The organism is Orbaceae bacterium lpD02 (genome assembly GCA_036251875.1).
GTDB classification, from domain to species: Bacteria; Pseudomonadota; Gammaproteobacteria; order Enterobacterales; family Orbaceae; genus Orbus; species Orbus sturtevantii.
In genome coordinates this window covers 780,422-805,776 of the sequence record CP133960.1, presented here as the reverse complement: position 1 = coordinate 805,776, position 25,355 = coordinate 780,422, and the positions used below count along the sequence as shown (strand labels likewise).

Genomic DNA, 25,355 nt, shown 5'->3' with positions numbered 1-25,355 from the left:
CTATGTCAAAAGTACTTGAGCACTATAAACATTTGCATACTATTCCCGAGTTGGGGTTTGCCGAGCATAAAACCTCTGCTTATATAAGCCAGTGCCTCAAAGACGCGGGATATCATGTTTGTGAAAATATTAATAACACAACAGGTATAACAGCGGTATATGATAGTGGAAATCCAGGCCCAACTTTAGTATTACGCGCCGATATGGATGCGCTAGGTCATATTATTGATGGTAAACATTGTGCAATGCATACATGTGGGCACGATGCGCATAGTTCGATTATTTTGGCGGCAGCTGAGCAAATTATGCAAAACAAGATCGTGCAGCAGGGTCGAATTAAATTTATTTTTCAACCAGCTGAAGAGCTTGGTTCGGGCGCTTTAGCGATGATTGAAGGCGGCGTGATTGATGATGTCGATATCATTATTGGTTTACATTTACGGCCTAAAGATGAATGTCCAAAGGGCTTTGCTTCACCAGCGATGTATTACTCAGCCTCGACGACCATTGAGGTAGATTTCATGGGGATGCCCGCACATGGGGCTCGTCCACACTTGGGTATTAATGCGCTTGATGCCGCATCGCTTGCGATACAAGCGGTCAATAGTATTCATCTCAACCCTGCGCTTAATTACAGTGCTAAAGCCACACGTTGTATTTGTGATGCGGGAGTGACTAATGCAATCCCTGCTAACGCTCATGTCTGTTGGGATCTCAGAGCGCCAACCAATCAGGCGATGGATGAGTTAAAAGCTAAAGTAATCGGTGCGATTGAATTTGCGGCGAAATCGATTGGCGCAAGCGCGAAGGCGATAGTCTCAAAAGAGATCCCCGCGGCCGTGATTAACGATGATGTTACAGCTATTATTGCGACAAGTATTCAAGAGGTGTTAGGTGAAACGGGCTTAAAACCACCAATTTATACCCCTGGCGGAGAAGATTTTTTTAATTATCCACGACAAAGACCTAACATCAAAGCTGGATTTTGGGGGCTAGGCGTGGATTTAAGCCCTGGTTTGCACCACCCCGATATGCATTTTGATACTGCTGCAATGGAGGATGGCGTTAGTATTTCTATAGCATGTGTTCGCCGCATTTTAGGGTAATTATTTTTCAATTAGCATTAGGTAAGTTTGTAGATTTTTACAAGCTTATTTTTAATTTGGTTAGTCATGTCTTAGCATGGCTAATATTTTTAATATTTCGATAACCATTAAGTGAACTGGCTCTGGACGAAGTATTTACTATTCTTATAGTGATAATGTTTGATTGAATAATCAAATGGCTCGCCTGCCGATGTATAAAAAATTTCTTCTACATAAAGTGTAGGCGAGTTTTGTGGCAATTCGAGGAGGATTGCACTCTCTTTATCAAGAGTCGTCACCTCAAAATGCTTATCAGAAAAACCAATATTAATATTAAAAACATGTTTTATATAGTTGAAGATTGATCCTGAAATGATCTCTAAATTCAGATAAGGGATGAGCGCTTTACGATAGTAGGATTGCTCAAGGCAATGAATAGTATTTTCAACATAGCGAATGCGTTTCACTGAATAGATATCTTCATTTAAATCACATTGTAATTCTTGGGCAATTTTTTTAGTTGGTTTAATGATTGATAATTCAATCGCTTTAGTTGCGCTAGGGATACGTTCTTGATCATTAGTAAAACCATGACTTTCGATAAAACTAATATAGCCGGCTTTTTTTCTTTGCCTAACAAAGATACCACTACCTTGCTGTTGGTAAATAATTCCGCGGCGCTCTAATTGGTCGAGTGCTTTAATGATGGTTGTTCGGCTAACATGATATTGCTTAATTAGCTCTTCAATATTTTCTAATCGGGTGCCGGCAGCTAGTTTTGTAGCATAAATCTGTTGTTCTATCTTTTGTGCTACTTCATCGTATTTCAACATATAAAATCTCAATTGTAAGTGTTTTTCCAAGCATCATTTATTAAAAAATAAATATCATTAAGGCGCGTTTAGTTTAGCTTTAATTAGTCTATTTTTACAATTCAAGATAATAATAGTTTGTGACTAAGATCTCAAACAATAAAATTGTTAGTAACTAATTTTATTGTTTGCGTGTAATAATTGAGCTTCATTAATAATGAGGCTATCTTATGACCAAAAAAATAAGAGATTATGACAAACTCGCGGCGCAGATTTTACACGAGCTCGGTGGTGAAAAAAATATTATTAGCGCCGCTCGTTGCGCCACTCGTTTAAGACTCGTAACTCAAAATCAACCGATTGATGCCAAAGAAAAAATTAATGCCTTAGCAGGCGTAATTACGGTAGTTGAAAAAGGAGGACAATTACAAATTGTAATTGGTACTCATGTCGATAAAGTTTATGATGCATTTTTAAAACTGGTTAATTTAGACGACACCGCATCAAGTGAGCAAAAAAGCTCGATGTTAAATCGTGTTATCGCAACGATGTCTGCTGTTTTTGCACCGTTTGTCTATATCTTAGCAGCAGCTGGAATTTTACAAGGCCTTTTAATTTTAATTTGCTTGGCTTATCCGTCATTTAATACTACAACCACATATAGTGTCTTGAATTTTATGTCTTGGACGCCATTTCATTTTTTGCCAATCTTGATAGCGATCACCGCATCAAAGCACTTTAAATGTAATTTATATATTGCGCTTGTTTGTTGTGCCGCGTTAGTTTCACCAGATTGGTTTTCTATTGCTTCCTCAATTAAAAGTGGTGAAAGTCTATATTTTCTAGGCATTCCATTGTCTGAAACGGTTTATTCCTCAAGCGTGTTACCGCCACTTTTTTTAGTTTGGCTACTTTCTTATCTGGAACGCTTGCTTGAACCGCGTATTAATAGCGTTATTAAGCCGTTATTTTTACCACTAATTTGTATGCTAATCATGATCCCATTAACGATTGTGTTCATTGGGCCAATTAGCTCAGCAGCAGCAAGTCTTATCGCCAATAGCTATAATGGTTTAGTCTCGCTTTCAGCACCATTAGCGGGAGGCGTGATTGGTGGTATATGGGAAGTGTTTGTGATCTTCGGCGTTCATTGGGGGATAACGCCAGTAGTGATGGCAAATTTTGCCATGTACGGTCAAGATTCTTTCCAAGCTTTCCAAACGATCTCTGTCATTGGCCAAGTCGGCGCAGCATTAGGTTTTTATCTCAAGTCAAAAAATCATGATATGAAAGGTGTCTCCTTGTCGGCCTTTATTACGGGTATTTTTGGTATTACTGAGCCTGCAATTTATGGTGTTAACTTAAGATTTAAAAAACCATTTATTTATGGCTGTATTTGTGGTTTGATTGGCGGCGTCATCTCTGGATTTTTTGATCCTTTTTATTTTGCTTATGCTGGTTTACCTGGACCGTTAACTATCGTGAATGGAATTAGTGCCCAGCATCCTAGTTCAATCATTGGTATTGTAATTGGTTCTCTAATTGCCTTACTTGGTCCTGTATTGTTAACTCAATTTTTTGGCACAGGAGAAAAACCACTGGCAAGTGAGACACGCGATGAAGTACAAAAAATAATATTTGATAGCGTAGAAGTCAACAGTCCAATGATTGGAGAAGTATTGCCACTATCAGCGGTACCTGATCCGGTATTTGCTGAAAAAATGATGGGCGAAGGCGTGGCGATTGAACCGACTGATAATCATGTTTACGCACCATTTGATGGTGAAGTTAAAGTGTTATTTGATAAATCACGCCACGCGGTTGGTTTACGCTCAACACAAGGGGTTGAATTGTTAATTCATGTTGGTATTGATACCGTTAAATTGACGGAATCTTATTTTAATTATCATGTTTCACTTAATCAACAGGTGAAACAAGGGGATTTATTAATGAGCTTTGATATGGAAAAAATTAAAGCGAGTGGTTGTCCATTAATTACTCCAGTTATTATTACTAATTCGACTGATTATCAATATATCGATCCGATTGATCAGGGCTCGGTCACGATGGCGGACACGATATTAATTATTAAACAATAAAAGGATAGCGTATGAAGAAGAGCGAATTTTTATGGGGGGGCGCCTTTGCCGCTCATCAATTTGAAGGTGGATGGGATCAGGGCGGCAAAGGTCCAAGCGTCGTTGATGTGATGACTGCGGGCGCTCACGGCGTGCCACGGCAAATTACTCAGGAAATTGATCCTAGCAAATTTTATCCAAATCATACCGCGATTGATTTTTATCATCATTATAAAAGTGATATTAAATTATTAGCTGAATTAGGACTAAAATGCTTCAGAACATCAATTGCTTGGAGCCGGATCTATCCTAAAGGTGATGAGTTGGTAGCAAACGAAGAAGGATTACTATTTTATGATAATTTATTTGATGAACTAATTCGTTATGGTATTGAGCCCGTAATTACGTTATCTCATTTTGAAATGCCTCTGCATTTAGCGCGTCATTATGGTGGGTTTAAAAATCGTAAAGTTGTTGAATTTTTTGAACGATTTGCCACAACGTGTTTTGAACGTTATAAGGCAAAAGTTAAATACTGGATGACATTTAACGAGATCAATAATCAAATGGATACCGCCAATCCTATTTTCTTTTGGACTAATTCAGGTGTAAAAGTTGAAGCTGGTGAGGATCCTCAGCAAGTACTATATCAAGTTGCCCATTATGAGTTACTTGCGAGCGCTAAAGCGGTTATAGCTGGCAGAAAAATTAATCCTGATTTTCAAATTGGATGTATGATTTCTCATGTCCCAATCTATCCATATTCATGTAACCCCGATGATATAATGGCGGCTGAAATTGCTATGCGTCAACGTTTCTTCTTTCCTGATGTCCATGTTAGAGGCTATTATCCTGCTTATGCGATTAAAGAATTTGAACGCAAGGGTTATCAATTAGACATTACTCAAGATGATTTAATAATATTAAAGCAAGGTACCGTAGATTACATTGGCTTTAGTTACTACATGTCAACAGTGGTTAAAGCGGACGTTAATAATGATAATAAAGAAAACATTGTTAATGGAGCGTTACCTAATTCGGTACCAAACCCTTATATCAAAAGCAGTGATTGGGGGTGGCCAATTGATCCCGAAGGTTTGCGCTATACGCTTAATCGTTTGTATGAACGCTATCAACTGCCGTTATTTATTGTTGAAAATGGATTTGGTGCGATCGACGAAGTTGATGAGCAATTCAATATTCATGATCCTGCGCGTATTTCTTACTTAGCTAAGCATATAAAAGCCATGTTAACGGCGGTTGAACAAGATGGCGTTGATGTGATGGGTTATACGCCATGGGGGATCATTGATGTGGTTTCATTTACAACAGGTGAAATGAAAAAACGTTATGGTGTGATCTATGTTGATCGTGATAATGAAGGCAACGGCTCGATGAAACGTTATAAAAAAGATTCTTTTATGTGGTATCAAAAAGTTATAGCGACAAATGGTAGCTCAGTTTGTTCTGACTAGAGATCTGTAACAGATAATCAGATTGATTGCTAACAATCAATCTGATTATTGTATGGTGTGTTATTAATAAACTCTCTAGATATCGCTAAATATTATTGAACAATCCTCAACTAACTCGCCAAAATAATAGCCTAACATCATGATATTATGCTCATTATTATCAAACTTACCACAAGCTAATAAACAATAACTAGCAATTAACCGTGCGCTCGATATCATAAGCATGTATATACATTCACTAATTAAATCAATAGTGAACTTAATTATTAACTAAATGATGAAATTTTCACTTATAAATTTATTATTGTAATATAGTTGTAAAATAATTTTATTTTAATTTTTTTTGTAATAGAATTCGCACTTTTATAAATCAACGTTAAATTTAGTGCAAATATGTCAATAACATCATTCAGTTGGCTAGGTTATGTAGGTGGAGTCTGTAGCCTAGTTGCCTTACCGTTTTACACGCTAGCCGCACCATTACCGACAGAAACGGAAAACGCGATAAGTAACCAACAGTTAATTTATCAGCAAGAGCAACAAAAAGCCTTACAAAATCGTTTATCACCGGTTCGTCCTGATATTCGCTTACAGTCAGGGTTAACCAGTGCGCGTAAAATCACCTTTCCAACTGAGTCACCGTGCTTTGTGATTAATGATGTTGAACTGCGTGGCCGAGAGGCGCTACCGTTTACCTTGCCCTTATCGGTGTTATCTAACCAAGCCAAAGGGCAGTGTTTAGGCGGTAAAGGTATTTACCGCTTATTATCTGAATTACAAAATCGCATTATTAGTTACGGTTATATCACCACTCGAATCGTGATTCCTGAGCAAGACTTAAGCAGCGGCACCTTAGCGTTATTAGTGGTCAAAGGCACGGTCAGTGATATCTATTACACCGAAGGCAGCGACACGCGTGCACGTTTATACACGGCGTTACCGATTAACAAGGGCGAGCTACTTAATTTACGTGATATTGAGCAAGGGCTGGAGAACTTAGAGCGTATTCCAACCGTCAATACCAATATCCAACTGGTTCCCGGCAAAGAAGCCGGTGAGAGTGATATTGTGATTAACCGCACTCAGTCAAAATACTGGCGTATTGGCATGTCACTCGATGATTCTGGCTCTAAAGAGACTGGGCGTTACCAAGGGGGATTGACGCTTTATGTTGATAATCCACTGGGGATCAGTGATTCGTTTTACGTCTCGGGTGGCCATGATTTAGAAGGTGACAGCAAGTATGGCTCAAAAAACTACCTGTTTTCCTACTCGGTGCCAATCGGCTATTGGACCTTAAACACCTCACTGAGCAATAACAACTATCATCAAAATATCGCCGGCCGACCCGATTATCAATACAGTGGTCGTAGCCGCAATACCAATGTGCAACTTAGCCGCGTTATTCACCGTAATGCCACTCAAAAAACCACCTTAAGTTATGGGCTTAACTTTAGGGAATCGCATAACTACGTGGAAGATACTGAAATCGAAGTGCAACAGCGTAAAACCACCAGTTGGTTACTGGGGATTAATCACCGTCATTACTTTAATGCACTGACCTTATATATGGGCGCCAGTTATAAAAAAGGCGTGCGCTGGTTTGGTGCGCATCAAGCGCCAGAGGAGCACAGCGGTTACGCCACGGCGTTATCTGATATTTTCAATCTAAATCTATTTATCAATATGCCGTTCACTGTTGGGCAACAGCGCTTTCGTTATAACCTCGATTATCAAAGCCAATTTACGAGAGGGGGCGCGTTAACGCCGCCGGAGCGTTTTTCAATCGGTGGACGCTGGACGGTCAGGGGCTTTGATGGTGAGCGTAGTTTAACCGCCGATAATGGCTGGTATGTGCGTAATGAAGTCTCTTGGGGTACGCCACTGAATAATGAACTCTATTTAGGTCTCGATTACGGTGAGATATCCGGCGAGAACACTCAATATCAATTAGGTAAAAAGCTAGCCGGTAGTGCGATTGGGCTACGGGGCAGTGTGTTTGGCATTGCGTATGATGGCTTTGCTGGCGTGCCGATTTATAAACCAAAAGGATTTAAAACCAATGATGTCACCCTTGGGTTTAATGTAAGTTGGAGTTATTAGGTGACAAATTTAGTGTAAATAGTTACACGAATAAACACAGATACAAACGGAATCAATTATGAATAAACATTTTTATCGTATTATTTTTAACAAAGCGCGCGGCATCATGATGGTGGTAGCGGAAATCGTTAAGCGTCACCAAGGTGAAGGGCGCAGCAGCCAAAAAGCCACCAGCACCGCTAGCCATAGTAAAGTGACTGCAGCATTAAAACCACTGAGCTTCTTAACCTTTGTGGCTCTCGGTATGGTGAGTATCGTAACCCACAGTCAGGCGAGCACCATCATCAGTGATAACAGCGCTGCACAGTCACAGCGCCCGACCATTATCGAGCGTCCCAATGGCCCAACGGTAGTCAATATTCAAGAAGCCAATAAAGCAGGCGTTTCACACAATAAATACAACCAATTTGATGTATCACGAGACGGCGTAATTTTAAATAACAGCGCGCAGTCATCAAACACTCAGCTAGGTGGCAATATTGCCGGTAATAGCAACTTAGCTCACTCTGGCGGCGCTAAGGTTATTTTAAATGAAATTAACTCAGCTAATGCTAGCCAACTGAACGGTAAAATCGAAGTCGCCGGGCAAAAAGCCCAAGTGGTCATCGCTAACGCAGCGGGTATTACCTGTAATGGCTGTGGCTTTATTAATGCCGATAGAGCAACGCTTACTACCGGTAGCGCAATTATTGGTGAAGACGGCAAGTTAGTAGGGTATCAGGTTGAACAAGGTAATATTACTATTAATGGTGAGTTCGATAGCCGTGAACAAGATTATACGGACTTAATTGCCCGGGCGGTAAGCATTAATGGCAAAATGCACGCGAATGACTTAACGGTTATTGCCGGTAAAAACAAAGTCAGTCAGGATTTGCAAAAAATCGAAAAACTGGAAAGTAATGATGCTAAACCCGAGTTAGCCATTGACGTTGCCGCTTTAGGGGGGATGTATGCTAATAAAATCATACTGATGAGCACTGAAACAGGCGTGGGTGTGTATAATGCAGGCAAGATAGCTCGTGCTAGTACCTATGATACCTTTAACACTGTCTCGATTACAGCTGATGGTAAAATCACCAATATTAATAGCGGCTCTATCGGTAATGAGTACAACTACGATTCAGGAGAAGGTTTAAATCTTAATATTAATATTAACGGCTCTCAAGGTATTGATAATGAAGGCGGTATTTATGGTGGAAATGTTACCCTTGTTAGCCAGCAAACTATTAATAATAACTATTTGATTTCTAGTCTTAATAACCTTACCTTGCAAGCCAAGGATGTATATAATACCAGTTCAATCTATGCAGATAATGTAAATGTTATTGCTGATGGTAAAATTGTTAACACTAAAACAGGATTTTTATCTAGCATATCTGGTGATCCTGAGGCCAACGTGAACTTTAATGGCCAAAAAGGAATTGAAAATGAAGGGGTAATTTATAGCGGAAATATCTATTTAGCCAGTCAGCAAGCCATTAGTAACAGTGGAAAGCTCAGTGCGGGCAATTTTGCTATTGCGAGGTTCGATTCTTTGAGTAATTATAGCCCGTCCGGAATTAATCTTACTGGTTCGAAAGGAATTGTTAATGAAGACGATTTTCATGACATTATTATCGATGGCAAATTTACCAATACTGGTAGTATTTGGGGGGGATACGGGGAATTCAATTTAATTAGTTCGCAATCAATTGATAATTTTGGCAAAATTTATGGCAAAAATGTTAATTTAGTCAGTCAACAAGCGATTAATAACCAAGGCTCTATCACTGCTGATAATAATGTAACTTTGCAAGGCTCTAGCGTAAATAATGCAGGATTGATTGATAATTCTTTTGGTTATAGTGATTTAAACATTACAGTCGATGGTCTATTTAATAATACGGGTCGCATTGAAGCCAAGGATAAAGATATTAATTTAAGTAGCTCACAAACAATTAATAATAAAGGCGAGATTAGTGCTAAAAATATTAACATAGCTAGCCAGCAAGCCATTAACAACAGTGGTAGAATCAAATCAGCTGATACGATGAATCTTGCGCTAACAACCCTTAATAATAACGTTGGCGGTTTAATATATAGTGGCGGAGCTTTAAATATAGGTAAGAGCCTTAATAATCAAGGCAATGCGACAGGTAAAGCGAATGCAGTCAATAACCATTCAGCCACGATAGAAGCAAAAGGTAATGTGACGATTACGGCGAAGGAAATTAACAACATTAATGATACGTTCAAAACAGAAGAGACGTTCCTTGGAACCCAAACTGTCAAAGATTGGTCCTTGGATGAGGGGCGTACAAAAGTCTATACATCAGCAACCGCCTCGGAAGTGCCCGGAATCGGCAAGATAAAGAAGCTAAATGTAGCAGGAGAGGGGTCGTATTTTGACTATTATGCTTTTGAATATGATAAAACAACCTATGAAACGCAGGTGGTAAATAAAGGTATTCAAGCTAAAATTAGTAGTGGCACAAATCTTACCCTGTCAGCAGATAAGGTAACAAACTATAATAGTATACTTGGCGGTAATAGGCATATAACAGGCACGTTAAAAGATGAAATGTTTGATTATAATGCAGACAATAAAACAACCATTGTTGATGGCGGTAAGGGGTATAGTATGAAGCTTTATAATGTTACTAGTAAGCTCCGCTCAAGCAAATGTGAATCATTCACATTTGTGGGGAATTTTGGTGATAAAACTAAGACAACCACTGGCTGCCCTTAATTTAAAGTATATAATCCTAGGTAATAAAAAAACTAGTTAACGGGTGTTTATAGCACCCTTAGTCCAAGCCCAATACAACGTATTGGGCTTTTCTATTTAGCTCCCATAAGACAGCGTTTTTTCATATTAATCTTAGCTATTTTAGGATGCTAAAGTTCCTCACATCAGAATTGAACATTGAATAGTGTTGATTTTTGCTTTAAATGGTTGTTGTAACGTGGCAGTTAGCAAAAATAGCTTAATAAAATTATGTAACAAAAACTATTTCAATCTTATTCGACTAACGTCAAGACCGGTAACAACTAGACTTGATTTGTGCTAATCTCACTGATATTTTTAGAATAAACGCTCGATGACTCGCCCCATGGATGATAGCCTAAACCATTATAGGTAAAACCTAATTTTTCATAATAACCGATTAAATCCGTGCATAAATGAATATCACTAAAACCAAATGATTTTGCCTCACTAATAACATGATTGACTAAATATCTACTTAATCCAAGGTTGCGATAATTTGGATCAATATATAACGCACAAAGCCAAGGATATAGCTCACACCGGCTAATAAAGTCATTAGGGATAAGTCCGGCACAGCCTATAATTACTTTTTTATCAAGCAATAAGTACCATTGCGGTAAGGGATTTTGGGCATTAATCGAACGCGTGATTGCATCTTGATATACCATCATCGATTCTTCAGTCGCCCATTTTTGCTGAAAATAGTTGATTGCTTGGCTTAACAACTCAGGTTGCTGACGGATTGAGATAATTTTCATACATATGACCTAAAATAAATATCTACCTGTTTTGCCAGGCGGTATTTGAGTAAAAAGAATTAAAGTGACCGTTTTAATCTATATCGCTATAAATATAATGGGTTGGTAACGTAAATGCAAAACAACTTCCGTCACCTAATTCGCTTTTTATGTCAAGTTTGGCATTGGCATGATTAAGCAGTGCGTGTTTTACAATAGCCAGACCTAATCCGGAACTATCTTTTACTTGCGTTCTTGCTGCTTCAACCTGATAAAATCGTTCGGTTAATCGATGAATATGGTGTTTAGCGATACCATTGCCATTATCAGTCACGCTAAAATAAGCCCCTAACGCTGTTTTTCGCCAGCAAATGGTAATATCGGTCCCGGCTGGATTATGCTTAATTGCATTATAGATCAAGTTACTCACAACGCTATAAAGTTGCTGTTTATGTCCCATTATGCATAATTTATCATCAATATTGGTTTTCAAATGGTATTGCGGGTAAATTTGCCTAATATTTTGTATTATATTCTGTAATATTTCAGGCATGGCAACTAATTGGAGCTGGTTTTTTATCGGGTTATTTTCAATTTGGCTCAAAGTTAAAATCTGTCCGATCAATGATTCCATTCGTTCAACCTGTCCTTGCATTGTGGTAATGATGTTTGGTTGTTTATTAACGGGTACTAAATTTTCGCTAAACATCGCTAAATAGCCTTTTACTACGGTTAGCGGTGTTCGTAACTCATGACTCGCATTCGTGAAAAAATCACGACGCTGTTTTTCGGCTAAATAGAGTTGGTCGACATCACGAATAATCATCATCCAATGCTCAGCACTATAGGGAATAATACGAAATTCAATATAGTTTTTATTATTAAACAGTAAGGTAAGGGGAGCTGTAAAATCCTTTTTTTTAATATAATCAGTAAATTCAGGATGGCGAATTAGATTGATAATATTTTGTCCTTTATCGCCAGGCCAGCGGATATCAAGTTGATATTGAGCAATTTTATTGCACCAGTCTATTTTGCCATTTTTATTTGTCAGTATAACGGAATCAGGGATAGATTTAGCTCCATAATGCAGCTGTTTAATAAACTTGCCGAGCATCTGTTGTTTTTGCCGTATCCGTTTTTGGCGCTTATGCAATCCGTAAAAAATAATATTAAAGCTACCAATACTATTAGGTGGATATGGTGTCTTTTGCTGCCAAACCCATGAGGATAATGTATAAAGATTATAACTATGCCAAAGCATTAAAAGTACAAAGGCTAATAATAAAAATAGCACTATTTTTTGATAAATAGCGCCTAATATTAGTGCGATTAATAATACTATTGCGATCTCGAGTAGCATTCGGTGCCAAAATTTTTGCTTTAACAAAATGTCTCCTGCTATTTTTCTATTTTAACTGAAAATCTATAGCCACTGCCTCGTATAGTTTGAATATAGCTGTGATAACCAGATATTTCTAATTGTTTACGTAAACGGCCAACATGAACGTCAACGGTCCGATCGTCGATATAGCTATCTCGTCCCCATACATGATCAATTAACTGCTCTCGAGTAAATACTCGCTCAGGTTTGCTCATAAAAAATGAGAGTAATTTATATTCGGCAGGGAAGAGTTCAATCTCTTGATTATTTACACTTACACGGTGGGATTGTGTGTCAATTTTTAGGTCGTTAAATTTAATAATAGTGTCATTTTCAGGATACGCTCGGCGCAATATTGCATTAATTCTAGCGAGCAACTCTTTATTGGAGAACGGCTTAGTAATATAATCATCAGCGCCACTATTAAGGCTGGATATTTGGTCGTCTTCATGCTGCCTTGCCGTTAGCATTATGATGGGAATATGCGATATTAGCGGTTGCTTTCTTACATACTTTATAAACTCAATCCCGCTGCCGCCAGGCAACATCCAATCTAATAAAACTAAATGAAACTGTGCCAATTGGCTTTGTTTAACCGCACTGGCATAGTCTTTAGCCTCGAGGATATGATAGCCATGTTGTTCGAGTAACAGTTTGACCAGTTCACGAATAGTTTGTTCGTCTTCAACAACAAGAATGGTTTTAGTCATAACAGTAATTATCACTCAATAACGTTATATTAATACAACAATTATCAGACAATTATATGACAGTTTTATGATATGAGTAAAATACTATGAATAGTATTGATAAGTTAACAGCAATAGCCCGATCTATCAGGTCGGGCTATTGATTTTTTATTTATTTGCCTTTTTCGATATAACTCATATCGCCAATAGACTCAATAATAAATTTGCCCTCATCGGTGTAACGAATTTTTGTCACACTGGCATTGCCTAGCTGGCTAGTCAGCGGTTTATCTGTCATCTCATTAATCATTGCTGAAATAGCCATACCATGAGAAACGATAAGAACATTTCCGCCACCTTGTTCTTGAGCTGATTTAGCGATCATGGTTAGTGCATTTTGCATACGCTCTTTCACTGTTTGATAGTTTTCAGCTTGCCCAGATTGCTCAACGGCGGCGATCGCATCCATCATGGTGTTGATGGTTATCTTGCCAGCAGAGAAATCCTGCATTAACTCTTTATCTGAGTTATAACCTAAATGTTTAGCTGCAGGTCCCCACATATTAGGATCTAAGTCACCCTCGAAAACGCCAAAACAGGTTTCACGCAGTCCTTCAAGCTCCTTAATCGCAATTTTATCGCCTTTTGCGGCTAAAATAACTCTTGCAGTTTGTCTTGCTCGGCCTAAATCACTTGAATAAACCTCAATAAAATCAGTGCCTTTTAAACCGCGACCTAACTGCTCAGCAACCTCAATACCTGCTTTAGTCAGTGGCGTATCAGACCATCCTTGTGCTCGATGAGTGGTATTAAACATGGTTTTACCATGGCGAGTTACATACAAATAGACATCAGCAGCAAATGCACTCGAACACGAAATAGCTAATAGTAAAATAATACTGGTTGATTTGAATAATGCTTTCATACTTCTTTCCTTAGTTTACTTAAATAGACATAATCACTTTATTTGATTAAAGCAAATTAAATCGGTACTCAATAATCACTTCACCTGATAGACTTGGTGAACGTTGGTACTTATTATTGTGGTCTAACGTCGGGGTTTTATCATCCCGACCATGTTTATATGACCAACCATAGCCAAACATAGAGAAGACCGATAAGTTTTTTAATCTAGGATCAGTTGGAGCCCAGCGATTAAAAATATTGAGCTCTCCCGTTCTAACGGTATTATCTTTATAGTCAAATTGACCATAGTTAATTTGCAATCCAGTGGTTAGTTCATCAATAAAATTATATGTTCCTACTGCGGTTAATGCTAATTCACCATCCCGCATATAATCAACACCAGCAGAGGTTAGCGCATTGAATCGTCCGCGTGAATTGCCTGCAATATGGCGACCATAGTTACCGACTGCATTCTCTTTTTTCGCTTGGGTATAGGCGATACCAAATTTCATACTCCACACTTGTTCTTGCCATTTGGCATCGGCCGCATAATGCCAAGCATGGTTGTCGTACTCTTTCTTGCTTGCTGCCATATTTTTGTATTCATCCAAAGCATAGCTACCATAAATTTGGCTACCTAATGTTAATTGTTCTGTCGGTTTATAGGCGGTTTCAATGACATGGCGACGTTGATAATCTTCTGCTTCACCATAATTGTAGGTCAAGAATAAATCTTGATCTTTATAGGTTAAGCCACTCGTAAAAATATAATCAATATTTTTCTTATCTTTGGTTTGAAAATGGACTTTATTTGGTGAGTCACGGTTGATCGCGGACGTTACGTAAGCGGTATCTAATGATAAGTGACCATAAGATAATATGCCGCTATAACCTAAATAGCTATTTTGTGATAGACGATTGGAGGCAGTTAATACACCATAATTTTTGAGTATTTGCCAGCCATATTTACCGTTGAATTTCACCTCATCGTTGCCAAGTTTTATTTTGACATAACGCTGACCTATTTTGCTGAAGCCTTTAGCATTATCTTTATTCATGCCAGTGCCATCATTATACAGTAAACCACGAGTGGAGAAATAATCACTCGCGCCTAACTTGATAACACCAGTATATGTGGCATCAAAGCCGATAAAGTCTAAAAAATAGCCCGATTTATAATCCAGACCAAATGCTTGACCCCAAGCACTATGAACCTCTTTAGGCTGAGCTTCGTTTTCTTTCAAATACTTCCAATAGTTTCTTAGCGTTAAATCAACTTTCGTATCTTTAAAAAATGAGTTTTCAGCTAACTTATCAAGGAATTGATAATGGCTACTCTCGGCAGCTTGTGCTACACATGATGCCGAAATTAAGCCTAATAGTATTAGTTTTTTCATAATTTTCCCTTAAAAAAACCCAACAATCCAAATAAGCTATTTTATCTAGACTATTAGGTTTTGCCTGCATTACAGTAACAATCCTATTAATTAAATATTTTGTTTTTATACGATCGCACAATTATTTATTTAATAAATTTTTACCTTTGTTTATATAATTTGAACTGCCAATTTCATCAATATGATATTGACCGTTTTTGTAGGTTATCTTTACTACAGTGGCATTGCTCAATGGTTTATTGCGTTCAATACTATCTGTTAAGTCAGAGATCATAACTTGCATCGACATTCCGGATGAAATAGCGAGTACATTTTTTTCACCATTGTTTAATGCATTTTGAACCATGGTATTGAGTGCATCTTGTGTTCTTGATTTTACTTGCAAATAAGTCTCAGCTAGGTGTTTTGGATCAATTTTTGCAATTGCATCAACCATTGGTGCTATTGCTAGCTTTCCAGCTTTGTAGTCATTGAAGTAGCTATTACTAGTTTTGTACCCCAGCAAATGCATGCTGTCAGCCACAATTTTAGCGTTAGCCCCGCCTTCATAACCGCCGTAAAAGACTTCTCTTAGCCCTTGCAACTCATTAATTGTATAATTTTTAACACCCATCTGTTTTAAGATAACTTGCATCGTTTGGCGCTGACGCCCCGCATCGCTCGTATAATAGGTATCGAATTTGATATCTTTAAGGCCTTCACCTAGGTAACGAGCAACGTCAATACCTTGTTCTGTTAATGGTGAATCAGCCCAACCTTGCACTAAATCAAAGCTGTTAAACAATGTTTGACCATGTCTTGCAAAATAAATCGTGACAGTATCATCATTTTTAGATTGATTTGAACAACCGACTAAAGCGGTTGTAATGCTAAGTAATACAATGATAATCAATTTTGATAATTTCATTATAGCTCCTAATATCTTATGCGATTATTTTAAGGTACCGCCATTAGACTTAATCACAGATTGGTACCAATAAAAGCTTTTTTTACGGCTACGATTTAATGTGCCGGTACCGTCTTCGTTAAGGTCTACATAAATGAAGCCATAACGTTTTGATGTTTCAGCTTTTGAAGCGCTAATTAAATCTATTGGTCCCCAGCTAGTGTAGCCAAGTAGTTCAACACCATCTTTAATCGCTTCATGTACTTGTACCAGATGATCATTAATGTAATTGATGCGGTAATCATCGTTGATCGAGCCATCGGCCTCAACGTTATCTTTAGCACCTAATCCATTTTCAACGATGAATAACGGCTTTTGATAACGTTCATAGAGTAAATTAAGTAAATAACGAATCCCAACTGGATCGATTTGCCATCCCCATTCGGAGGCTTGTAAGTGTGGATTAGGGACCATATCTAAAATATTGCCTTTCTGACGTAGCGAGTCATCAGCGGTGCCACAACAGCTCATATAATAGCTAAAGGAGATAAAATCGATAGTTTCGGTTAGGTCTTGTCGATCTTGGTCAGTTATTTCAAGGTTAATGTTATTTTCTTTAAAATAACGAGTCATATAACTAGGGTAATAGCCACGGGCCTGTACATCGCCAAAGTACAACCAACCATGATTTTCACAATGGGTAGCCCAAACATCTTCTGGTTTAGGGGTAAGAGGGTAGGCAAGGCCGCCAAGTAGCATGTTACCAATTTTTGCATCAGGCATGATTTGATGACATAATTTAACCGCTCTTGCACTAGCAACAAGCTGGTGATGAATAGCTTGGTATATCTGCTCTTTGCTACTCGTTCGATCTAAACCAACACCGGTAAACGGTTCATGTAATGACATATTGATTTCATTAAACGTTAGCCAATATTTAACCTTACCTTGATAACGATTAAAGACCGTTTTCGCATAATTTGTGAAAAAATCAATAAGTTTACGATCTCCCCAACCACCATATTTTTTGATTAATTGGTATGGCATTTCATAATGCGACAAGGTAATCACTGGTTCAATATTGTGTTTTATCATTTCAGCGATAAGTTTGTCGTAAAACTCAAGTCCTTTTTCATTAGGCTGATCTTCATCGCCATTAGGAAATATTCGCGTCCAAGCAATTGAAATTCGTAAACAGCTAAAGCCCATTTCGGCAAATAGAGCAATATCTTCAGGATAACGGTGATAAAAATCAATCGCAGTATCTTTAATGCTTGTCATGTTCGTTTGGTTACGATCAATAATGTCGCCGAAAATGCCATAAGGCGTACAGTCTGAGGTGGATAGCCCTTTGCCATCCTCTAAATATGCACCTTCAACTTGGTTTGCCGCGATAGCACCACCCCAAAGAAATGTTTGTGGAAATTGTATAGTCATATATTGCTCCTTATTTTGGTTGTAATGCTAATAGTGATTCACCCGATTCAATTGCTTCGTGGCTATTTATCGACTTAACATCGGCATAGTCATCACTATTGGTAATAATAATTGGTGTCGATATTTCAAAGCCAGCCTGTTTAATTTTCTCAATATCAAAGCTGACCAGTTTTGTTCCTTTTTTTACTTTATCGCCCATTTCAACATGAGCTGCAAAATATTTTCCGTCAAGCTTAACCGTATCGATTCCAACATGAATTAAAATTTCAACTTGAGAATCAGTCATAAAGCCGATTGCATGTTTGGTTCTAAACAGTGATACAACTTCCCCATCTTCTGGCGCGAGCACTTCCCCAACACTCGGTATAATAGCAACTCCTTTACCCATTAATTCGCTCGCAAATGTAGGATCATTGACTTGCGATAAAGCGATACATTTACCCGTGATTGGGCTACTAATATTTATCGCTTGTATCTGTTCATTTTCAGCCGTAACGTGTTGAGTATCGCTAGCCGCTATAGATGCATCGACTGCTTTAGGTAAGCCCCAAATATAACTGAGCACTGTGGCAACAACAAAAGCAATAATCGTTGCAATAATTGCCGCATAAACCGTCGCATCAATACCGCTGGACGGGATGAGCTGGATAAAAGTAAATACACTTGGAAAACCAAAAGAGAAAATCAGCGTGTTATATAAACCAACAACGCCTCCTCCAATCGCAGCGCCTACGCAGCCAAAAATAAACGGTTTTTTATTAGGTAAATTAACGCCATAAATTGCCGGCTCGGTAACACCAAACAATCCTGATAACACCGATGAGCTAGCTAATGCTTTTAAGTCCTTATCTTTAGTTCGTAGCATTACGCCAAACGCCGCACCGGTTTGCGCAAATACAGCAGGAATAAGGATTGGAATAATAAAATCAGATCCGGACACGGCAATATTATTCATAAATACTGGGATCATTCCCCAATGAATGCCAAAGATGACTAATATTTGCCAAACCGAAGCAAGGATCATCGATGCAATAACCGGGCTAGATTGATAAACGATCATAATACCGCTTGCAACAGCATTACTTAAAAAAGTAGCAATCGGGCCTATAACAATAAATGTCAATGGTACGGTAATGATCAAACCACAAAGTGGTGAGATAAATTTTTTAAAGGAATCATGAAAAATTTTATTACAATTTTTTTCTAACAATGAATAGAACCAAGCAGCTAATATTACTGGAATAACTGATGATTGATAAGGAACTAACATGACTGGAATTGTAAAAAAATCAATAGTATTTTGTAGTGCACCGCCTAACATGCCAGAAATTCCAGGATGAAGCATTGCTCCACCTAAGGCCATACCCATAAATGGGTTACCGCCAAATTTTTTAACGGCACAGTAGCCTAAAATAATCGGTAAGTAATAAAATGCTGAATCAGAAATAGCATATAAAATATTATAGGTTGGTGATTGTTCAGTAATAACATTACTAATGACGAGAAGTGAAACAATTCCTTTTAAAATACCTGCCGTAACTAAAACGGCTAAGGTTGGTGCAAAAATACCTGAAATAATATCGATTAATTTAGCTAAAATATTCTGTTTGTTTTTTGCCGCGGTTGGTTTAGCGTCAGTATCAATTTTAGCGATTTCCAGGATATCGTTATAAACATCACTTACATTATTGCCAATGACGACCTGAAACTGACCGCCACTTTCAACCACCATAATAACGCCTTTTTGTTTTTTTAGCGTTTCAGCATTTGCGATAGCGTTATCTTTAAGCACAAATCTTAGTCTAGTTGCACAATGAACAAGGCTTATGATATTACTATCGCCCCCGACATTTTTAATGATTGCATCAGCCAGCTCTTTATTTTTCATAATCCCCCCTATATTGAAAGCAAAAAAAAACCTAAATCCCCCGATTAAGAGGGATTTAGGTTTTGCCTGTATTTATAATAAATAACAGTAACAATCCAAAATTTAAATGTAGACTACCATTATTTTTATATTATTGAAAAGCAGAATTTCATTATTAACGTGTTTTTTTTGATCTATGTCACATTTTATCTAATTTAGTCTGATTCTGTAGCTCTTTGCGTAAACGTTCGATATGTATTGTTAAATAGAGGCTTTCATCATCAGTTAAAGGGTGCTCATACTGTTGTATGAGATGTAAATCAATGCGTTTAGTACATAGGTAAGATTGATGATACTTCTCTTTCACAATTTCATATAAAGAAATATCTTGGCTTGCGGCAAAATTACCATTAATGACTCGCTGGGCAAAAAATTTAAGATGAGTAATAAAGCGTTGATAGGTTAAGCTTTCTTCATCATATTCCAATTTGAAATGATATTTAACAATATTTAATATTTCACGCATCACTTTTGTTAGCGTGACAATATTTGGCATGGTATCATTTAGTTGAGCATTAATAATATGAAACGTAATAAATCCAGCTTCATCCTCTGGTAAATCATAACCTAGTCGCTTCTTAATGATTTTTAAAGCATATTCACCAATGTTGAACTCTTTAGGGTATAGCTTTTTAATTTCCCATAAAAATCCATTCGGAATATCAAAACCTTGTTTATGCCGTTCAATTGAAAAATTGATATGGTCGGTGAGAGAGATGTAAATACTATCTTGTAGTTTTTCACCAAGAACCGATTTGGCATGGTTGATAATTATTTCGCTGACGGTAATTATCTCGGCTGGGATTTCGGATAACAGTTCAGCAAAGCGAGGTAGAGCCTCTTTATTATTAAGTGAAAATTGCTTTTCAATTAAAGACTCATCAATAATATCGCCTTCTTTTTTCTTAAAAGCAATGCCTCGACCCATAATAATTAATTCATTATTTGATTTATCGAGTGTTACAATTACATTATTATTTAATATCTTATGTACTTTCATTACTGTTTAAAAAAAATTTCTCAAATTAGGGGGCTATATTATTGTGATGCATTATAATACGCAAAGAAAAAATAGTTCATAGTGTGACTTATCTCTTATTATTTCCAATAATCGTATTATGTAAATAAGCAATTTAGCTAATTTATATTACATATTTAGTCTTTAATCATTAATTTTTTCATTTTTTTTACTTCATCACTATCTATTGTGTAACAAAGCGACTCATTTTGTTTTGTATGACTCATGTTCACCTCACTATTTTGATACAACATAGGCGATGGCATCACTTTAGTTGCCGATGAGTGAAATTCACTTAGGCCTATATCAATAAAGCGTTGTAGGTTACTCGATTTAACGCCACATCCGGGCATGATAGTTAAATGTTCGCTATAATGATTAAGCTGTTCAATTAATTTAATTCCTGCTGTGGCAGTCGCTTTTTGTCCCGATGTTAGTAAACGATGAAAACCTAATGTTTGTAGTTGCTGTAACGCCATTAATGGATGTTTACAGACGTCAAAAGCACGATGAAAGGTAAGCGATAAACCTTTAGCTGCATTGATTAAACGACTTAAGTTTTTAATGTCTAGTGTTGCCGATAGTGTCAAGGCGCCAAACACGACACCCGCAAAATTAAGCTCGCGTACCAGTTCAATATCATGAATCATGGTGCTAATCTCTGTTTGGCTATAATAAAAGTCTCCACCTCGAGGTCTAATGATTGGATGGATCGGAATGGCTAAATTTAGTTGAGATAATTGTAATAAATCGCCGTAACTTGGCGTCAAGCCGCCATCGCTGCGGCCCGCACAAAACTCAATACGATCAGCACCGTTTTGCTGAGCAATCATCACGTCATCAATGCTATAACAGCAGATTTCAAGCTTCATATTGATAAAATCATAAAAAAGTATAGTATGAATTTTATTATATCGCGTCTCGTTACACAATACACGGCTATCATGAGCGAGATTAACTTGAGTAGATCTAATATGTTTTATGATTCAGCATTTCGACAGAAAAAAATAATAATTTTCACTGCATTTCTAATTAGCACTTTTATTACAGGTATAGCCGGCGCATTACAGTCGCCGACATTAAGTCGTTTTTTATCTGATGAAATTAAAGCTGCGCCTATCTTGGTGGGGACATTTTATTCTATAAATGCGATAGCGAGTATTATCGGTAGTTTTTTACTCGCTAAATATTCAGATCAAAAAGGCCAGCGGCGTTATATTGTTATATTTTGCTGCTGTATGGGCATTTTCAATAGCATTACGTTCGCTTTCACGCGTTACTATTTTATTTTAATTACTGTCGGTGTTTTCTTTGCGGCACTCGCTTCAGCCGCTATGCCGCAAATTTTTGCCTTAGCTCGGGAGTATGCGATAAAAACAGGACGTAATGTTGTGGCATTTAATTCTTTAATTAGAGCACAACTATCATTGGCATGGGTAATTGGTCCTCCGCTGTCATTCGCTTTAGCGATTAATTATGGGTTTACTACCATGTACTTAAGTGCTACGGCAATGTATCTATTGGCAATTATTGTCATTATGCTGTTCTTACCCTCGGTCGAACGTAATCCCGCTCCACAATATGCTGCAACACCAGCACTTGGCGATGCCAATGAAGCACTAATCAAAAATAGCAGTGTGGTGTTCCTCTTTTTGGCAACGGTATGTATGTGGACGGCTAACATGATGTATATGATTGATATGCCATTATACGTCGATAAAGTATTACATTTATCAAGCTCGTTACCAGGTAAGATGATGGGGCTGGCAGCTGGAATTGAAATTCCAGTTATGTTGATAGCGGGTTATTTAGTTCCTTTTATTGGCAAGCGTAATTTAATCTTTTTTGCTGTGATATGTGGATTGCTGTTTTATATTGGGCTGATTATTTTTGATAATCAATTTGCCTTGCTTGGATTACAAATTTTTAATGCCTTATTTATCGGTGTTGTTGCAAATATTGGCATTATCTATTTTCAGGATTTATTACCACATAGTGTTGGTATTGCATCGACGCTATTTACTAATGCCGTAACATGTAGTGTTATCATTGGCGGCTTAATTCAGGGCATTATTTCAGATCTTTATGGTCATCATGCCATTTATTGGATTGGGCTTGGTATGTTAATCGTTTCGTTAGTATTATGCACTCAGGTCAAAGCAGTTAAATAAAATTTAACTGCTAGACAAACGTTATTTCAATTTGGTTTTTAACTCTTCAATCTCTTTGATCCACTGTGAATTAAGTCTTTTAACGTGTTTTGGCATCAGCTTTAATCTTCGTTCATAATCATCGATTAGTTTTTTAGCTTCGGTAAATTCTTGCCAGTAAACTAATGTTTGCAAATATTGCGATAATGCATCTAAACTTGGGTAATAATCGATTAATGCTTTATATTGTTCTCTTGCTTGTTCTTTTTCGCCTAACTTCGCCAAGGTATTAGCATAGAGTAAATTACGTTGGTCGGAACGGTAATTAGGATTGGTTTGGCTTAAATATTCTAAGGTATTTTTAGCTTCAAGGTAATTATTGGTTTTGAATAAGGCATAAGCATAGGCTAATAAAATATCTGGGGCCGTTTTATAAATCCCCGATAATGCTTGTTGATAATAACCAATGGCTTCTTGCGGACGGTTGTTATCAACCAGGGCTTTTGCTAAGCGAACTTGATTGTCTACAGTTGGTGATATGTCAATTGCATCTTGTGCTGCTTTCAACTCTTTACCAGGACTTAAGATGTTACGAACTTTAGATTCAATTTGATAAGCTGAACGCGTATTACGTAGCGAAGGCAGAAATATAGCAAAAAAATAGACAATGCTACCAAGAAAAGGGAAGAAAAACAGGATAAACAGCCAATAATAACCTTGCCCAGATCGTATTGCATGTATCGCAAAGCAGATGGCAATAATAGTACTCAGTCCAATTCCAATAAATGGCATAACGTAAACCTATAGTAGTAGAAGTATAATGCGAATAAGCATAAATCTAACATAGATTTTTTAATAACGAAAATTTATATTAAATTGAAGCATTGCAGTAATATTGTAACGAATATTATTTGCTAAAATAAAAGGGCATTTAAGCCCCTTCATTGTCGATAAGCAGTTTGTGACTAAACTAATTGATCTGCTGATTTTAGAATTGAGAGTAGTAGCTGCCAATATTTTTCAACGGAATGAATATTGACTCTTTCATCAGGAGAGTGGGGCGATACAATGGTTGGTCCGATCGAAATCATATCCATATAGGGATAATTTTTGGTGAATAACCCACATTCAAGCCCAGCATGGATCACCATTATTTTAGCGTTTTGGTCAAAAATATTACGATATCTATTTTCGGCCAGTTTCAGTAACTTTGATTCTAGGTTAGGCGTCCACCCGGAATAACCGCCGTTTATTTCATAATTAGCACTGATTAATTGACTATGAGACATTAATGATGACACGACCGCATCTTTGGCGGAATCAACTTGCGAGCGAATTAAAAAATAAGCCGCGATTTGATTATCTTTGATCTCGACAATTCCTAAATTTAACGATGTTTCAACCACGCCTTGGATATCATTACTCATTCTAACTACGCCATTTGGCGCACTATTTAGCCAATTCAGTATTTTTTGCTGCTGTTCCGCCGTAATGATGCGCTTAACGTTAGCTTTTTCAAGTTCACTATAAATAAGCGTAATATTCGGTTCTACATGGTTAAATTCATTTTGTAATATTTGTTGAAACTGCTTAATAAGCGTATCGAAGGTCGGTAAGTCTTTTCGATTGAGGGTGATTTCAGCAAATGCTTCGCGTGGAATTGCATTGCGTAGGGTTCCACCAGAGAAGTTAGAGAGCCTAAATGGGATATCTTGTGCATATTCGGCTAAAAAGCGAATTAACAATTTAATTGCATTGCCTCTACCTAAATGGATGTCACAGCCTGAATGGCCGCCTTTCAATCCTTTTAGTGATAGGCGTAAAAATGTGTCCTGATTGTCTGGAATAACGGCATAGGTAATTGGAAAACTTGATTTAAAATCTACTCCACCAGCGCAACCCGTAAATATTTCGCCTTCTTTTTCTGAGTCAGTATTAATTAAAAAACGACTTTTTAACCAATTAGGTTGTAAACCAAAAGCACCAAACATGCCAGTTTCTTCAGAGGTGGTTACCAATACTTCGAGTGGACCATGTTCGATTGTCGGATCGATTAACGCGGCTAGCGCAGAGGCCAGCCCGATCCCATTATCCGCCCCAAGCGTTGTACCTTGCGCTTTTACCCATTCACCATCGATGTAGGGCTTAATTGGGTCGATCAAAAAATCATGAATAGTGTTTTCATTTTTTTGCGGAACCATATCCATATGAGCTTGGAGCGCGATAGAAGGATAATGTTCCATTCCTTTGCTAGCCGCTTTGGTTAACAAAATATTGCCTACTTTATCTAATTGGCAATCAATTTTATGAGTTGCAGCAAAATCGACGATATATTTAGTGATCATCTGTTCATGATGAGAAGGGTGGGGAATTTGACAAATATGGTCAAAAATAGTCCAAAGTGACTTTGGTGGCAAAGAAGAAATCATAAGAACCTCTATATTCTATCAATAAATTAGTAGTTTTTATTTACTACTCACTCTATAATTAGGTGCAATTTTACATTCATTTTGGGCGTATTG

19 protein-coding genes are annotated in these 25,355 nt (G+C 37.5%); 6 read left to right on the top strand and 13 right to left on the bottom strand.

What is annotated here, in order from left to right:
* Nucleotides 1-2 precede the first annotated feature (2 nt).
* Nucleotides 3-1,106, top strand: a complete 1,104-nt coding sequence (locus tag RHO12_03530) for an amidohydrolase (GenBank protein WVD66854.1) — start codon at nucleotides 3-5, stop codon at nucleotides 1,104-1,106.
* A 107-nt stretch (nucleotides 1,107-1,213) separates the two neighbouring features.
* On the opposite strand, the gene RHO12_03525 is transcribed toward RHO12_03530, so the two are convergent.
* Nucleotides 1,214-1,918: a GntR family transcriptional regulator gene (locus tag RHO12_03525; protein WVD66853.1), complete on the bottom strand. Its 705-nt coding sequence runs from the start codon at nucleotides 1,916-1,918 to the stop codon at nucleotides 1,214-1,216.
* Between the two features lie 209 nt (nucleotides 1,919-2,127).
* Between RHO12_03525 and RHO12_03520 the strand changes: the two genes are divergently transcribed.
* The 4 genes from RHO12_03520 to RHO12_03505 all read left to right on the top strand — a co-directional run bounded on the left by RHO12_03520 (nucleotide 2,128) and on the right by RHO12_03505 (nucleotide 10,281).
* Nucleotides 2,128-3,996: a glucose PTS transporter subunit IIA gene (locus RHO12_03520; protein WVD66852.1), complete on the top strand. Its 1,869-nt coding sequence runs from the start codon at nucleotides 2,128-2,130 to the stop codon at nucleotides 3,994-3,996.
* 11 nt (nucleotides 3,997-4,007) lie between these two features.
* Nucleotides 4,008-5,450: a 6-phospho-beta-glucosidase gene (locus tag RHO12_03515; GenBank protein ID WVD66851.1), complete on the top strand. Its 1,443-nt coding sequence runs from the start codon at nucleotides 4,008-4,010 to the stop codon at nucleotides 5,448-5,450.
* Nucleotides 5,451-5,843: 393 nt separating this feature from the next.
* Nucleotides 5,844-7,553 (top strand): ShlB/FhaC/HecB family hemolysin secretion/activation protein, encoded by a 1,710-nt coding sequence (locus RHO12_03510; protein WVD66850.1) that lies wholly within the window; start codon nucleotides 5,844-5,846, stop codon nucleotides 7,551-7,553.
* A gap of 58 nt (nucleotides 7,554-7,611) precedes the next feature.
* Entirely contained in the window at nucleotides 7,612-10,281 is a 2,670-nt protein-coding gene (locus tag RHO12_03505; GenBank protein WVD66849.1) for a filamentous hemagglutinin N-terminal domain-containing protein, read from the top strand.
* 302 nt (nucleotides 10,282-10,583) lie between these two features.
* Here RHO12_03505 and RHO12_03500 read toward each other — a convergent pair whose 3' ends face one another.
* The 10 genes from RHO12_03500 to RHO12_03455 all read right to left on the bottom strand — a co-directional run bounded on the left by RHO12_03500 (nucleotide 10,584) and on the right by RHO12_03455 (nucleotide 21,555).
* On the bottom strand, nucleotides 10,584-11,060 hold the full coding sequence (locus tag RHO12_03500; protein WVD66848.1) for a GNAT family N-acetyltransferase: 477 nt from the start codon (nucleotides 11,058-11,060) through the stop codon (nucleotides 10,584-10,586).
* A 73-nt stretch (nucleotides 11,061-11,133) separates the two neighbouring features.
* Complete coding sequence (gene phoR, locus RHO12_03495; protein ID WVD66847.1) at nucleotides 11,134-12,429, bottom strand: phosphate regulon sensor histidine kinase PhoR; 1,296 nt, start codon at nucleotides 12,427-12,429, stop codon at nucleotides 11,134-11,136.
* Nucleotides 12,430-12,440: 11 nt separating this feature from the next.
* Nucleotides 12,441-13,133 carry a phosphate regulon transcriptional regulator PhoB gene (phoB, locus tag RHO12_03490; GenBank protein WVD66846.1) on the bottom strand — a complete coding sequence of 231 codons (693 nt, stop codon included), beginning with the start codon at nucleotides 13,131-13,133 and terminating at the stop codon, nucleotides 12,441-12,443.
* A gap of 151 nt (nucleotides 13,134-13,284) precedes the next feature.
* A complete protein-coding gene (locus tag RHO12_03485) occupies nucleotides 13,285-14,037 on the bottom strand; it encodes a histidine phosphatase family protein (protein ID WVD66845.1) in 753 nt (250 codons plus the stop codon).
* Nucleotides 14,038-14,083: 46 nt separating this feature from the next.
* A complete protein-coding gene (locus RHO12_03480; protein ID WVD66844.1) occupies nucleotides 14,084-15,415 on the bottom strand; it encodes a hypothetical protein in 1,332 nt (443 codons plus the stop codon).
* Nucleotides 15,416-15,536: 121 nt separating this feature from the next.
* Complete coding sequence (locus RHO12_03475; protein WVD66843.1) at nucleotides 15,537-16,322, bottom strand: histidine phosphatase family protein; 786 nt, start codon at nucleotides 16,320-16,322, stop codon at nucleotides 15,537-15,539.
* A 24-nt stretch (nucleotides 16,323-16,346) separates the two neighbouring features.
* Nucleotides 16,347-17,738 carry a 6-phospho-beta-glucosidase gene (gene ascB / locus RHO12_03470; protein ID WVD66842.1) on the bottom strand — a complete coding sequence of 464 codons (1,392 nt, stop codon included), beginning with the start codon at nucleotides 17,736-17,738 and terminating at the stop codon, nucleotides 16,347-16,349.
* A gap of 10 nt (nucleotides 17,739-17,748) precedes the next feature.
* On the bottom strand, nucleotides 17,749-19,626 hold the full coding sequence (locus RHO12_03465) for a beta-glucoside-specific PTS transporter subunit IIABC (GenBank protein ID WVD66841.1): 1,878 nt from the start codon (nucleotides 19,624-19,626) through the stop codon (nucleotides 17,749-17,751).
* A 178-nt stretch (nucleotides 19,627-19,804) separates the two neighbouring features.
* Nucleotides 19,805-20,665, bottom strand: a complete 861-nt coding sequence (locus RHO12_03460) for a PRD domain-containing protein (protein WVD66840.1) — start codon at nucleotides 20,663-20,665, stop codon at nucleotides 19,805-19,807.
* Between the two features lie 155 nt (nucleotides 20,666-20,820).
* Nucleotides 20,821-21,555 carry a copper homeostasis protein CutC gene (locus RHO12_03455; protein WVD66839.1) on the bottom strand — a complete coding sequence of 245 codons (735 nt, stop codon included), beginning with the start codon at nucleotides 21,553-21,555 and terminating at the stop codon, nucleotides 20,821-20,823.
* A 102-nt stretch (nucleotides 21,556-21,657) separates the two neighbouring features.
* On the opposite strand from RHO12_03455, the gene RHO12_03450 reads away from it, so the two are divergent.
* The gene (locus RHO12_03450) at nucleotides 21,658-22,854 is read left to right on the top strand and encodes an MFS transporter (GenBank protein ID WVD66838.1); all 1,197 of its coding nucleotides are present in this window, start codon (nucleotides 21,658-21,660) and stop codon (nucleotides 22,852-22,854) included.
* A gap of 21 nt (nucleotides 22,855-22,875) precedes the next feature.
* Here the strand turns inward: RHO12_03450 and RHO12_03445 are convergent, their stop codons facing one another.
* Nucleotides 22,876-23,625, bottom strand: coding sequence for a tetratricopeptide repeat protein (locus RHO12_03445; protein WVD66837.1), 750 nt, complete (start codon nucleotides 23,623-23,625; stop codon nucleotides 22,876-22,878).
* Between the two features lie 173 nt (nucleotides 23,626-23,798).
* The gene (locus tag RHO12_03440; GenBank protein WVD66836.1) at nucleotides 23,799-25,262 is read right to left on the bottom strand and encodes an aminoacyl-histidine dipeptidase; all 1,464 of its coding nucleotides are present in this window, start codon (nucleotides 25,260-25,262) and stop codon (nucleotides 23,799-23,801) included.
* Nucleotides 25,263-25,355 lie beyond the last annotated feature (93 nt).